Consider the following 12,137-nt stretch of genomic DNA (forward strand, 5'->3'; position numbering starts at 1 on the left):
GGCGTGAGGTGTCCCAAGCCCCCATACAACGTACGCGCATGGCGAAGCTCCACCGCGCGTACGTGGTGGGCCTGTTGCTCGGTTGGTTCAGGCGGCGCCGAAGTCTCCGGCTCGGACGCCCGTGACGAACGTGGTGAACGCGGTGGCGGGGATGTCGAGGACCGGGCCGCTCGTGTTCTTGGAGTCGCGGACGGGGACGATGCCGTGCGGGGTGGCGAGGTTGGTGGCGACCTCGACGCACTGGCCGCCGTTGCCGCTGTACGAGGACGTGAACCAGCGGGGGGTTTCGGTCTTCACAGGATGCCCTTTCGTAACTTTTTGATCATGGCTACGGAAGCCGCTTGCGACAGCGCCTCTGCCTGTAGTTGATGGTAGGCCGTCAACATGGGGACGACGAGTGTGTTGTTGCGTTCCAGGTGCCCGTGCTGGGCGGACTCGGCGTACGACATCAGCGAGCGGTCGGGCAGCGTCAGGATGCTGACCGGCAGGCTGAACGGCCGACGCTCCCCCATCTGGAACGGGGCGATCTGGAGCACGGTGTTCGGTTGCTCAGCGAATTCGAGCAGGCGGTCGAACTGCGCCGCCATGACCGCCGGACCGCCCATCGGCCGGAGAAGGCACCCCTCGTCCAGGACCGCGAACATCAAGGGAGTCGGTGTGCGTACGAGCGCGGTCTGCCGCTGCGCCACCAACGACACTCGTTCGTCGGCCTGTTCCTGGGTGATGGCTCCCCGGCGTACGGCGTCCGCCTCCAGCGTCGCCGCGTACTCCGGGGTCTGGAGCAGGCCCGGGATCACGCCGACTTCGTACAGCCTGATCTCCGCCGCGCGCTCCTCGTGCTTCACGTACTGGGGAAATCCCTCCAGCAGTGCCGTGTACCTGACGGCCCGGCTCTGACGCTGTAGGCGGTCGCCTGAGCCCAGCGCTCTGTCAGCTTTTGCCGCGAAGGCGTCAGTTGGAGACCGTCGGCCGGTTTCCACGGCGGAAATGTGCGCCCCGGAGCACTCCATGCGTGTGGCCAGTTCGTCCTGCGTCCAGCCGCGCTCGTCCCGCAAGCTGCGGAGAAGCGCTCCGAACGCGGCATTTGCCGAACGCTCGGGATCCAGTTCCTTGCGGTTCACCATGCGACACCTAACTTGCTCGCCAGTTTACGTAAGTTGAAGACACGTCGACCGTAGGTCACGCTGAATCGCCCCGGTAGTCAAATGACTACAGAGAGGAGCGATCGGTGTACGGCGAGAACGTCTGTCCGAATGCGCAAGAACCCCCCGGCCTCCCGGCCCTTGGCACGCTCATGGTGGACACCGCTCGTGGTGACCGTGTGGGGGAGTTCCGTGGGGTCGCGGGCCCCTACTGGTCGCTGCGGCCCGTGGGTGGCGGGGCCGAGTGGGAGGCCGAGCCGTGCCGGGTCCGGCCCGCGCTCCTCATGGAGCAGCTCCGGGCCAGGACCGCGCGGCTCAATGCCCGCAGCCGGGGTGAGGTTCTGTGAACGCCGCGCTTCGGCAGTGCACTTGGTACGTCGCGGAGAGCCACGGTGGCGACGCGGCGCGGTCCGTCCGGCTCGGCGGGATCCTCGCCCCGACGCGGCGGCTGGCCCTGAGCTGGCTGCGGAGGCAGGCCCGGCGCCTCGCGGACGCGCTCGACCCGGATCCGTACGCCCCCTGGGCTCCGGCCCGTGCGCTGTACCCGGTCGGCGCGGTGGGCTCGCGCGACGCGCCGGCCGAACTCCGTTCCTGGGCCGACAGCTTGCGCGAGCACGACTACGCGCTGGGGCGGCTCGCGGGCGGGCTGCCGTACGAGTTCGTCGCCCGGGACGCCGCGTCCTGGTACGGGCTCGTCATGCGTCCCCTCTCCCCTTCCCCCGCTTCCCTCACCCCTCACTGGCAAGGATGAGCGCCATGTTGCAGTGCACCGCCTTCACCGAACTTCCCGAGATGGGCGCGCGCGTCGCGCTGATGGGCTTGCCGGGCGGGCCGGGCGCGGCGTCGGAAGCGCCCGATCTGGACGAGTTCCTGCTCTGTGAACTCGGCGAGCACGGCGGGGCGACCGAGCACGCGGCCCAGCTCTGGTCGGCTTCGGCCCGGGCCGGGCGGGATCTGTGGATGTTCTGGACCGAGGCCGATGAGTGCCGGAAGTTCCGGTTCACGGAACTGCTGCCGTGCCCGGCCGTCATCCACCGGCTGTCCGTCAAGGAGAGGGACGCCTGTGTGCTGTACGACCGGCATCCGGTCGCGCACTCCTGGGACGTGACGGATCCGCTCGCCGATCTGATGGCGGAACGGATCCGGGAGGACGTACGGCGGGACCGCGACGGAGGCAGCGGGAGGACGCCCTGAGGCCATGTGTCCCGCCCGGGCGTAAATCCGCAGGTCCGCCCGAGGCTCAAGCCCCGAGTCGCGAGCCCCGGGCTTCGAGCTCTCTCTGTAGGAATGGGTGGTTGGGTTCAACCCACCCACCCTCCCTCCCTGACCAGGTTCCGAACTGCACTGCGAGCTGCGCGAATTCGACCAGAGGTGACGTTTGGTGACCGGGTTGCGCCGGAGCGTACGCACGCTCTAGGTTCACGATCAGCAACCCACTATCCGTAAAACGGACAACCCCGGTGGTGCTACCAACACCGACCGGGGTCTGACCGTAAGAGATGGCCTGCCAGAAAGGCTCGATCCCCGTGGCTATTGCCAACCTTAGTGCCGCCCTGCGCGCTCCCGCCCACCCCATGGCGAAAGCCGGGTACGGAAAGCGTCACGCCCCCGACCAGGACCCGCCCCGGGCCGACGACTTCGCCTCTCTGGAGCCGCGCGAGGCGGCCATCGCCGGGTACGTCGACCGGCTCCCCGAAGGCGCGGCGATCGGCTACAAGGTGCTCGCCGAGGAGCTGCCGGACTACGGGCAGCAGGCGTGCCGTAGCGCGCTCGACCTGCTGACCCGGTCCGGTCACCTGCGCCGCGTCAGGGTCCAGGTCACCCTGCCCGACGGCCAGATGCGCTGGGTGACGCGTACGTACTTCTCCCGGACCGCCCGCGACGCCGACTGGTGGGCCGCCCATGTGCGGTTCGTCCGGGGCATGGACGCGCCGGGCCAGCCCCCTGCTCCCGCTGCCACCGGTGCGCCGGCGGCCGACACCGGACCCGAGCCCGGTGTCCGGGCGCCGCGCTCGGAGGCGTACGCCGTCCTGGCCGGGCTCGGCGGCCGTGAGCCCCGGCTCCAGCTGTCGGACGGCGAGTGCGTGGAGCTGGAACACCTGGTCGGGGAGTGGCTGGCACGCGGCGTCGGCCGCGAACAGCTCACCCGCGTCCTGACCGCAGGACTGCCGACGCCCGTGCACTCCGCCGGGCACTTCCTTCGTAAGCGACTGGAGACCAAGATGCCGCCGAGCCCCGCCCCCCGGCCGGAGAAGGACCACCAGGGCGAGCAGATCGTGGCCATGGTGATGATGTGCCTGTTCTGCGACGAGGACGAGACGACGACCACGCTGGACCACGGCGTCTGCCGCGACTGCCGCGCTGAGATCGCCCGCGACGAGGCGATGGGCCTGACCGGCGACGTACCGGACACCTTCCTGGCCCGGCCGCGCGCCGAGGTCGACGTCGCCGCCCGCATGGCCGAACTCCGCTCGGCCACCCTCCGCCCGGTCCTTCCGGCCCCGCGGTCGCGCCGATGAGCGTGCGGGAGATCCCGGTCGGGGCACCATGGAGGCGAGGAGGCGACGCCATGACCCCCAGGACCACCGCCCAGCCCCAGATGAGTGTCGAGGAGTTCGAGGAACTCGCCCGCCGAGCGCCCGAACTGGTGCGACTGGAGTTCATCAACGGAAAGGTCCAGGTCAAGCCCGTGCCCGACGGGAACCACGGTGCGATCGTCATGTGGCTGCTGAGGCAGTGCATGCGGCGGCGCCCGGAACTGTCTCTCTTCCCCGACCAGGGCCTCGCGATCGAGACGTACCGCAAGGGCCGGGCCCGCCCCGACGGCGTCCTCGCGCCCGACGAGCACTTCGCCGGGGCGGGGGAGTGGGCGGCCCCCACCGGCGTACTGATGACCGTGGAGGTCACCTCCCGCGACGCCGACACCAACCGGCGGGACCGGGGCGAGAAGCCCGACGGTTACGCGGCGGCGGGCATTCCCGTGTACCTCCTCGTGGACCGTGAGGCGTGCTCGGTCACCGTCTTCACCGAGCCGGAGAAGGGCACGTACCGCTCCGCCACCACCCGGCCTTTCGGTGCGGTCGTCGAGCTGCCCGGGCCGGTCGGCTTCACGCTCGACACCGAGAAGCTCAAGGAGTACGCCGACTGACCGCCCCGGCTCGCCCGCCCGCGCCCGATCGTGTGGGCTGAGACGCGCCCGATCGTGTGGGCTGAGACACAAACGGGAGTGCTCCCGGGCTGTGTGGGCAACAGCCCCGTACGAGCGGTTCGGGGCGACACGCCGTACCGGTTGGTGAGCGGGACATCTCATCATCCGATATGAGCGGGTCTATTCCGGGCCGCTCGTTAAACTGAGCCGACCGCAGTAATGACTGAGCGAGGAGCGCACGTGGGCCTTGTCGTGCAGAAGTACGGAGGCTCCTCCGTAGCCGATGCCGAGGGCATCAAGCGGGTCGCCAAGCGAGTCGTCGACGCCAAGAAGAACGGCAACCAGGTGGTTGTCGTGGTGTCCGCGATGGGCGACACGACGGACGAGTTGATAGACCTCGCCGAGCAGGTGTCTCCGATGCCTACCGGCCGTGAATTCGACATGCTGCTGACCGCCGGCGAGCGGATCTCCATGGCCCTGCTGGCGATGGCGATCAAAAACCTGGGCCACGAGGCCCAGTCGTTCACGGGCAGCCAGGCCGGTGTCATCACCGACTCGGTCCACAACAAAGCGCGCATCATCGACGTCACGCCGGGCCGCATCCGGACCTCGATCGACGAGGGCAACATCGCCATCGTCGCCGGGTTCCAGGGCGTGAGCCAGGAGGGCAAGAACATCACGACCCTCGGCCGCGGCGGGTCGGACACGACCGCCGTGGCGCTGGCCGCCGCGCTGGACGCCGAGGTCTGTGAGATCTACACCGACGTCGACGGCGTCTTCACCGCGGACCCCAGGGTCGTGAAGAAGGCGAAGAAGATCGACTGGATCTCCTTCGAGGACATGCTGGAGCTGGCCGCCTCCGGTTCCAAGGTGCTGCTGCACCGCTGCGTCGAGTACGCACGCCGTTACAACATCCCGATCCACGTCCGCTCGTCCTTCTCCGGACTGCGCGGCACCTGGGTCAGCAACGAGCCGCAAGGGGACCAGCAGGTGGAGCACGCGATCATCTCCGGAGTCGCCCATGACGTCTCGGAGGCCAAGGTCACCGTCGTCGGCGTCCCGGACAAGCCCGGCGAGGCGGCCGCGATCTTCCGCGCCATCGCGAACGCCGAGGTCAACATCGACATGGTGGTGCAGAACGTCTCCGCCGCGACGACCGGCCTGACGGACATCTCCTTCACCCTGCCCAAGGCCGAGGGCCGCAAGGCCATCGACGCCCTGGAGCGGGCCAGGAGCATCATCGGTTTCGACTCGCTCCGCTACGACGACCAGATCGCGAAGATCTCCCTGGTCGGCGCCGGCATGAAGACCAACCCGGGCGTCACGGCCGGATTCTTCGAGGCGCTGTCCGATGCGGGCGTGAACATCGAGCTGATCTCGACATCCGAGATTCGCATCTCGGTGGTCACCCGCGCCGACGACGTCAACGAGGCGGTGCGCGCGGTGCACTCCGCCTTCGGTCTCGACAGCGACTCCGACGAGGCCGTCGTCTACGGAGGCACCGGCCGATGACCGGACACCGCCCTTCGCTCGCGGTCGTCGGCGCGACCGGGGTGATCGGCGGTGTCATGCTCCGGATCCTCTCGCAGCACGCGGACGTCTGGGGCGAGGTCAGACTCGTCGCCTCACCGCGCTCGGCCGGCCGCAAGCTGGTCGTGCGCGGTGAGGAGAGCGAGGTCCTCGCACTCACCGAGGACGTGTTCGACGGCATCGACGTGGCCCTCTTCCTGGTGCCGGACGAGGTGTCCGCCCGCTGGGCCCCGATCGCCGCCGCCAAGGGCGTCGTCGTCATCGACGACTCGGCGGCCTTCCGCCTCGACGACGACGTGCCGCTGGTCGTCCCCGAGATCAACTCCCATGCCGCCCGGCTCCGGCCGCGCGGCATCGTCGCGTCCCCGAACTGCACCACGCTGTCGCTGATCGTCGCGATCGGCGCGCTGCACGCCGAGTTCGGACTGCGCGAGCTGATCGTCTCCTCCTACCAGGCGGTCAGCGGTGCCGGCCGGGACGGCGTCGCCGCCCTGCGTGAGCAACTGGCACTGGTGGCCGGCACGGAGCTGGGCACCCGGCCCGGGGACGTACGCCGGGCCCTGGGGGACAGCACGGCGGCGACGGGGAGCCCGTTCGCCGCACCCGTCGCCCTGAACGTCGTGCCCTGGGCCGGTACGGACGCCGGGGACGGGTGGTCCTCCGAGGAGATCGCCATCCGCGAGGAGTGCCGCAAGGTGCTGGGCCTGCCGGACCTGAAGACCACCGCGACCTGTGTGTACGTCCCCGTGGTCGCCACGCACTCGATGTCCGTCCACGCCCGCTTCGAGAACGAGGTCGCCGTCGACAAGGCGCACGAGATCCTGGCGACCGCCCCCGGCGTGGTCCTCTTCGACAGCCCGGCGTCCGGAGATTTCCCCACTCCGTCCGATGTGGTGGGCACCGACCCCACCTGGGTGGGCCGCGTCCGGCGTTCGATGGACGACCCGCATGCCCTGGAAATGTTCCTTTGCGGTGACAATCTCCGAAAAGGTGCGGCTTTGAACGTGGCGCAGATCGCCGAATCGGTCGCCGCCGAATTTCCCCGGGCATGATCGAACCTGTTTTGTAGGATCTGTGAACGCCCTATGAGTAGTTTGCTGGTCCGGACCTCTTGAGCTGGGACGTTGTCGTATCCGACGATGAACTCCCGGCCATCTGCAACCGCACCTCGGCCGGGCTGCGTCTATGCGGTCACTTCTTGCGTGACCAGACGCTATGACGGGGCATTTGGGGAAGAGCAGGTACGTATGAGGGCATGTCGCACAGCGTCGAACGTGGCGCCGTACGCGTACAACCCTGACGGGGGGCAGCGTGTCCAACAGGCGTGGCAGAGGTTCTCGACATCACAGTGGTGGGTCCGTTGCGAGGCGCGTCGGTGCGTCAGCTCCGGCGGCCCCGTGCGCCCGGTGGTATGCCGGTGATCGCGCCCATGCCCGCCGCGCGCCCGGCACAGTTGCCCGCGCAGCGCGGGGATGCTGAAGAGACGGTGGCAGCGGGAACCACGGTCGACCATCTCACCGAGACCTATCGCGCCCATTACCGGTCCCTGCTCGGCCTCGCGGCCCTGCTGCTGGACGACACCGCGTCCTGCGAGGACGTGGTGCAGGAGGCGTTCATCCGCGTGCACTCCGCGCGGAACCGGGTGCGCGAACCGGAGAAGACCCTCGCGTATCTCCGGCAGACCGTGGTCAACCTCTCGCGTTCCGCGCTGCGCCGCCGCATCCTCGGGCTGAAGCTGCTCTCCAAGCCGATGCCGGACATGGCGAGCGCGGAGGAGGGCGCCTACGACCAGTTGGAGCGGGACGCGCTGATCAAGGCCATGAAGGGGTTGCAGCGACGCCAGCGCGAGGTGCTGGTGCTGCGCTACTTCGCGGACATGACGGAGGCCCAGGTCGCCGAGACACTGGGTGTCTCGCTGGGCTCGGTCAAGGCGTACGGGTCCCGGGGTATCGCGGCGCTGCGTGTCGTGATGGAGGCTCAGGCATGAGCGGGTCCGAGCAGCGCGACGAGCACAGGCACGAGAACGACCCGACGGGAAACGGAATTGTGAACCACGGGCCGGAGAAGAATCCGCACACCGATCCGGACCGCCCGCACGGCGGGAGCGCGGGGCCCGAGCCGGGCGAGCCCCCGGAACCGACGTCACCCGCGCGGGTGGACAACGAGGCCGCCGAGGACCCCGACGAGCGGAACCCGGTGAAGGCGGAGGCCGCGGCGGATGCGGAGGCCGCGGCGGATGCGGCGGATGCGGCGGATAAGGCGGGTGCGGCGGATACATCGGCTGCATCGGCTGCATCGGCTACGTCGGCTGCATCGGCTACGTCGGATACGGAGATCACGGCGGGCGCCGGCACTGCTTCCGGTTCTGCTGCCGTTGCCGCCGGCGGCTCCGGCTCCGGTGAGGCCTCCGGGGCGCCGGACGACGACCTCGTCGGCACGCTGACCGACCTCTTCGCCCGCGACCGGGGCGCCCCCGCCTTTGATGAGCTGGACGCGGCGGCCCTGCGCCACATGCTGCACGGAGCGGTGCGGGAGCTGGCCCCCTCCGAGGGGACCCTCGACCACCTCCACCGTGCCGTCCCCGCCCGCCGGGCCAGGCGACGGCAGGCCATCGTCGGCGTGGCCGCGGCGGCCCTGCTGATCGGCACCGCCGTCCCCGCCTTCGTCCATGTCGCGACCTCGGACGGCCCCTCCGGCGCCCGCCCCGCCATCGCCGGACACGGCGAGCAGGCCCAGGGCGGCAACGGGGACGAGAGCGGCCCCGAGGCGCCCGGCCGGCGGAGCGCGGAGCCCACCGAGCGGGAGAGCGAGGGCAGCGCGGGCGAGGCCGACCCGGACCCCAGCCCCACCCAGGGCGGGGGCCGTGACCCCGACGGTGCGGTGACGGGCGAGGAGACCGACCCCGCGAGCGTGGATTTCGCCTCCCTGCCGGTCTGCGACCCGGGCCAGCTCGGCGTCGCGTCCGCGGGTACCGACGCACCGGGAGCCGACGGCACGGTCTACGGCAGCTTCAGGATCGCCAACGTGTCCGGCACGGAATGTACGGTCAGCAACAACGGCACGGTGGGCTTCACCGCCATGGGCGCGGCCGACCCGCTCAAGATCGGCGTGGTCCAGCACGCCGCGGGTGACGCCGCCCCCGGGCTGCCCGACCCCGCGCAGGAGCCGGGCACCGTGCTGCTGAAGCCGGCCATGGCGTACGAGGTGCGGTTCGCCTGGGTGCCGACCGACACCTGTCCGACCGTGGCCCCCTCACCGAGCCCCACCCCGTCGGCGGACGGGGCGGGAGGATCGGTCGGCGACGGGGGCAGCGATCAGCCCTCCGGTGTCGACACACAGGCGCTGCGCGAGGACGGCGGGAGCGCCGCGGAGGGCAGTGTCGCCGTGACGCTCACCCCGGAGACGGGAGCGCCCACCGCGGAGACGAAGATCCCCAACGCCTGCTCGGGCACGATCTACCGTACGGGCGTGCTCGCCACGTCGTAGTCCGGCGAGGACGGGTCCTCCGGGGCCGCCTGGGCCGACGGGTTCTCCCGGGCCGACGGGTTCTCCGGAGCCGCGGCCGGGGACGACGGGTCCTCCGGGACGAGGCCGAGCGCGATGTCGCGCACGGCCTCGGCCTCGCGGCGCACCAGCCGGAACCACATGAAGAGCACGAAGCCGGCGAAGACGAACCACTCGCCGGTGTACCCCAGGTTCTGGAACGCCTTCAGATCGAGGCCGCTGCCCTCGGGGGCCGCCGCGGGCACGGGCTTCATCGCACCGCCCGTACCTCCCGCCTCGGCCTCGGGAAGCGTCACCCAGGCGTCGTACACGTCGTACGGCACGAGGTTCACCAGGGTCGCGGCGCTGATCATGCCGATCTGGCCCCCGGGCAGCCCGCCCCGGACGTCGACGCCGTCGCTGTGGGTGTTCTCGGAGGCCTGGAGGTCGCCGGTCACCGTGACCTCGCCCTCCGGCGCGGCCGGCACCCGGGCGCCGGCCGCGGAACCGGGCAGCCAGCCCCGTACCACCGGCAGGGCCTTGCCGCTGTCCGTACGCAGCATGTTCAGGACGTAGAAGCCCTGACGGTCCTCCAGCTCGCGGCCGGGCACCAGGAACTGGTCGGCGTACGTGCCGGTGGCGACGGCCGGGCGGCCGGACGTCACCTTGTCGACGGGCAGCAGCTCGTCCAGGGGTTTCGCGGCCCGGGTACTGGGGTCGGGCTGCTTCTCCGCCTGTTCGTGCGACTGCACGCGGTCCTCGAAGCGGCCGAGCTGCCAGGTGCCCATGAACACGCAGAACGGGATGGCCAGCACGACGAAGAGGTTGATTCCCCACCATCGCGGGGTCAGCAGGAACCGGTACACCCCTCAAAGGTACGGTTCCCCGCCCCGGGCTCCCGGGGCGGGGTCCGTGATTTATTCGGCCTTTACGCCCGCCTCGGGGCCCCGGGCGGCGGCGGCGACGCCTCCTCCCAGGTGGTTGAGGGCGAACTCCAACTCCAGCCGCACCTGCTTGATCCGCTCCTCCACCACCAGCGAGCCGTGCCCGGCGTCGTACCGGTACACCTCGTGGACCGCGCCGCGCGCCGCCAGCCGGTCCACGTAGTTCTCCACCTGACGGATGGGGCAGCGTGGATCGTTGACGCCCGCCGAGATGTAGAGGGGCGCGCGCACCGCGTCGACGTACGTCAGCGGGGACGAGGCCTCGAAGCGCTCGGGGACCTCCTCCGGCGTGCCGCCCAGCAGGGTGCGGTCCAGCGCCTTCAGGGCCTCCATCTCGTCGTGGTACGCCGTGACGTAGTCCGCGACCGGCACCGCGGCCAGCCCCAGCGCCCAGGAGCCGGGCTGGGTGCCGAGCCCGAGCAGGGTCAGATAGCCGCCCCAGGATCCGCCCGCCAGGACCATGCGCTCCGGGTCCGCGAGCCCGGACGCCACCGACCAGTCCCGCACGGCCGCGATGTCCTCCAGCTCGATCAGGCCGACCCGGTGCTTCAGCGCGTCCGTCCAGGCGCGGCCGTAGCCGGTGGATCCCCGGTAGTTGACCCGCACGACCGCGAAACCGTGGTCCACCCAGGCGGCCGGGCCGGAGGCGAAGGCGTCGCTGTCGTGCCAGGTCGGCCCGCCGTGGATCTCGAAGACCGTGGGGAAGGGGCCGTCGCCGGTGGCGGGCCGCTGCACGAGGGCGTGGATACGGCCGCCCGGCCCCTCCACCCAGGCGTCCTGGACGGGCACCGACGGCGGGGCCTTCGCGCCCGGCGGGTCCAGCACCACCGCACCGCTCGTCGACCGCACCACGGGCGGCTGCGCGGCCGAGGACCACAGGTACTCCACCGTGCCGTCCGGGCGGGCCGTGGCACCCGACACCGTGCCGGTGGGGGTGTCCACGCGCACGGGCTCCGGAGCCCCCGGCTCGTACCGCCACAGCTCGCTGCGGGCCTCGAAGCCGTGCTCGATGAGCAGCGCGGAACCGTCCGGATACCACTCGGCCCCCACATCGCCCGGCAGGTCGACCGGCAGCGCCGTCTCCGTGCCCGCGACCGGGTCCCAGATCATCGGCTCCCAGCGGCCCCGGCGCTGGTGCCCGACGAGGAGCCGGGTGTCGCCGGCCACCGGGGCGAAGCCCAGTACGGCGAGCCCCAGTTCCTTCGTGCCGCCCTCGGTGTCGTCCAGCTCGGCCACCGTGGAGCCGTCGGGGCGCACCACACGCAGCGCGGAGTGCATCGCGTCGCCGTGCTCGGTGTGCTCCAGCGCGATCAGGGTCCCGTCGTGGGAGAGGTCCCCGACCCCCGCTGACTCCCGGTGCCGGTAGATCTCCACCGGCTCGCCGCCCGGCGTCCGCACCAGGTGGATCGTCGTGCCGTCCTCGTCGGTCGAGCGGCCGATCACCGCCGAGCCGTCCCGCCCGATGGCCAGGCCCGCCGGATAGGAGGGTGCGAGGCCCGGGGCGGCCGGCTCGTCCTCCCCGCCGCCGAACGGCTGGCGCATCCACACCCCGAACTCGTCGCCGTCGGTGTCGCTGAACCACCAGACGGCTTCGCCGTCCGGTGTCAGCACGCCGTCCGTCGTACCGTTCGGCCGGTCCGTGACCTGGCGCTGCCGCCCGCTCGCCCGGTCCCACGCGTACAGCTCGTAGGTCCCGGTGGCGTTGGAGACGAACAGCGACCGGTCGGGGGCGTCCTCGGCCCAGTCGGGCAGGGAGACGCGAGGCGCCCGGAACCGCATCTCCCAGTCGGGCACAGCTGCTGCATCAGTCGTCATACCCCCATCCAACCCGATCCGGGGGCCGGGCCCGTAACGGGATTCCGAAGACGTGACGCCGACGTGAAGTCGCGT

At 71.0% G+C, this 12,137-nt stretch carries 13 protein-coding genes; 9 read left to right on the plus strand and 4 right to left on the minus strand.

All coding sequences use genetic code 11. The annotated features are described in order from the left end of the window. Positions 1-87: 87 nt before the first annotated feature. Both ACZ60Q_RS09635 and ACZ60Q_RS09640 read right to left on the minus strand, forming a co-directional pair. The gene (locus ACZ60Q_RS09635) at positions 88-297 is read right to left on the minus strand and encodes a DUF397 domain-containing protein (protein ID WP_469630782.1); all 210 of its coding nucleotides are present in this window, start codon (positions 295-297) and stop codon (positions 88-90) included. Further along, a complete protein-coding gene (locus tag ACZ60Q_RS09640) occupies positions 294-1,124 on the minus strand; it encodes a helix-turn-helix domain-containing protein (protein ID WP_469630784.1) in 831 nt (276 codons plus the stop codon). Before ACZ60Q_RS09640 ends, ACZ60Q_RS09635 begins: the two co-directional genes overlap by 4 nt. 104 nt (positions 1,125-1,228) lie before the next feature. On the opposite strand from ACZ60Q_RS09640, the gene ACZ60Q_RS09645 reads away from it, so the two are divergent. The 9 genes from ACZ60Q_RS09645 to ACZ60Q_RS09685 all read left to right on the plus strand — a co-directional run bounded on the left by ACZ60Q_RS09645 (position 1,229) and on the right by ACZ60Q_RS09685 (position 9,306). After that, entirely contained in the window at positions 1,229-1,489 is a 261-nt protein-coding gene (locus tag ACZ60Q_RS09645) for a hypothetical protein (RefSeq protein ID WP_469630787.1), read from the plus strand. After that, on the plus strand, positions 1,486-1,893 hold the full coding sequence (locus ACZ60Q_RS09650; RefSeq protein WP_469630790.1) for a hypothetical protein: 408 nt from the start codon (positions 1,486-1,488) through the stop codon (positions 1,891-1,893). Before ACZ60Q_RS09645 ends, ACZ60Q_RS09650 begins: the two co-directional genes overlap by 4 nt. Positions 1,894-1,898: 5 nt before the next feature. Then, positions 1,899-2,336, plus strand: coding sequence for a hypothetical protein (locus ACZ60Q_RS09655; protein WP_469630793.1), 438 nt, complete (start codon positions 1,899-1,901; stop codon positions 2,334-2,336). 332 nt (positions 2,337-2,668) lie between these two features. Then, positions 2,669-3,661, plus strand: coding sequence for a hypothetical protein (locus ACZ60Q_RS09660; RefSeq protein WP_469630795.1), 993 nt, complete (start codon positions 2,669-2,671; stop codon positions 3,659-3,661). Positions 3,662-3,711: 50 nt separating this feature from the next. Further along, positions 3,712-4,290, plus strand: a complete 579-nt coding sequence (locus tag ACZ60Q_RS09665; protein WP_469630798.1) for a Uma2 family endonuclease — start codon at positions 3,712-3,714, stop codon at positions 4,288-4,290. Between the two features lie 240 nt (positions 4,291-4,530). Next, entirely contained in the window at positions 4,531-5,802 is a 1,272-nt protein-coding gene (locus ACZ60Q_RS09670) for an aspartate kinase (RefSeq protein WP_469630801.1), read from the plus strand. Continuing rightward, on the plus strand, positions 5,799-6,872 hold the full coding sequence (locus ACZ60Q_RS09675; protein ID WP_469630805.1) for an aspartate-semialdehyde dehydrogenase: 1,074 nt from the start codon (positions 5,799-5,801) through the stop codon (positions 6,870-6,872). The genes ACZ60Q_RS09670 and ACZ60Q_RS09675 overlap by 4 nt, the downstream gene beginning before the upstream one ends. A gap of 272 nt (positions 6,873-7,144) precedes the next feature. After that, positions 7,145-7,807, plus strand: a complete 663-nt coding sequence (locus ACZ60Q_RS09680) for a SigE family RNA polymerase sigma factor (RefSeq protein ID WP_469630808.1) — start codon at positions 7,145-7,147, stop codon at positions 7,805-7,807. Next, positions 7,804-9,306, plus strand: a complete 1,503-nt coding sequence (locus ACZ60Q_RS09685) for a hypothetical protein (protein WP_469630811.1) — start codon at positions 7,804-7,806, stop codon at positions 9,304-9,306. Before ACZ60Q_RS09680 ends, ACZ60Q_RS09685 begins: the two co-directional genes overlap by 4 nt. Here the strand turns inward: ACZ60Q_RS09685 and ACZ60Q_RS09690 are convergent. Together ACZ60Q_RS09690 and ACZ60Q_RS09695 are read right to left on the minus strand one after the other, a co-directional pair. After that, a complete protein-coding gene (locus ACZ60Q_RS09690; RefSeq protein WP_469630814.1) occupies positions 9,276-10,169 on the minus strand; it encodes an SURF1 family protein in 894 nt (297 codons plus the stop codon). The genes ACZ60Q_RS09685 and ACZ60Q_RS09690 overlap by 31 nt on opposite strands. A gap of 51 nt (positions 10,170-10,220) precedes the next feature. Continuing rightward, the gene (locus ACZ60Q_RS09695; RefSeq protein ID WP_469630816.1) at positions 10,221-12,062 is read right to left on the minus strand and encodes a S9 family peptidase; all 1,842 of its coding nucleotides are present in this window, start codon (positions 12,060-12,062) and stop codon (positions 10,221-10,223) included. Positions 12,063-12,137 lie beyond the last annotated feature (75 nt).

It is taken from the genome of Streptomyces sp. NPDC104313, assembly GCF_055583985.1.

Bases quoted from the DNA above. Each gene is read 5' to 3' on its own strand.
- ACZ60Q_RS09640 (WP_469630784.1), bottom strand. From the start codon at position 1,124: ATGGTGAACCGCAAGGAACTGGATCCCGAGCGTTCGGCAAATGCCGCG.
- ACZ60Q_RS09695 (WP_469630816.1), bottom strand. From the start codon at position 12,062: ATGACGACTGATGCAGCAGCTGTGCCCGACTGGGAGATGCGGTTCCGG.
- ACZ60Q_RS09685 (WP_469630811.1), top strand. From the start codon at position 7,804: ATGAGCGGGTCCGAGCAGCGCGACGAGCACAGGCACGAGAACGACCCG.
- ACZ60Q_RS09675 (WP_469630805.1), top strand. From the start codon at position 5,799: ATGACCGGACACCGCCCTTCGCTCGCGGTCGTCGGCGCGACCGGGGTG.
- ACZ60Q_RS09655 (WP_469630793.1), top strand. From the start codon at position 1,899: ATGTTGCAGTGCACCGCCTTCACCGAACTTCCCGAGATGGGCGCGCGC.
- ACZ60Q_RS09665 (WP_469630798.1), top strand. From the start codon at position 3,712: ATGACCCCCAGGACCACCGCCCAGCCCCAGATGAGTGTCGAGGAGTTC.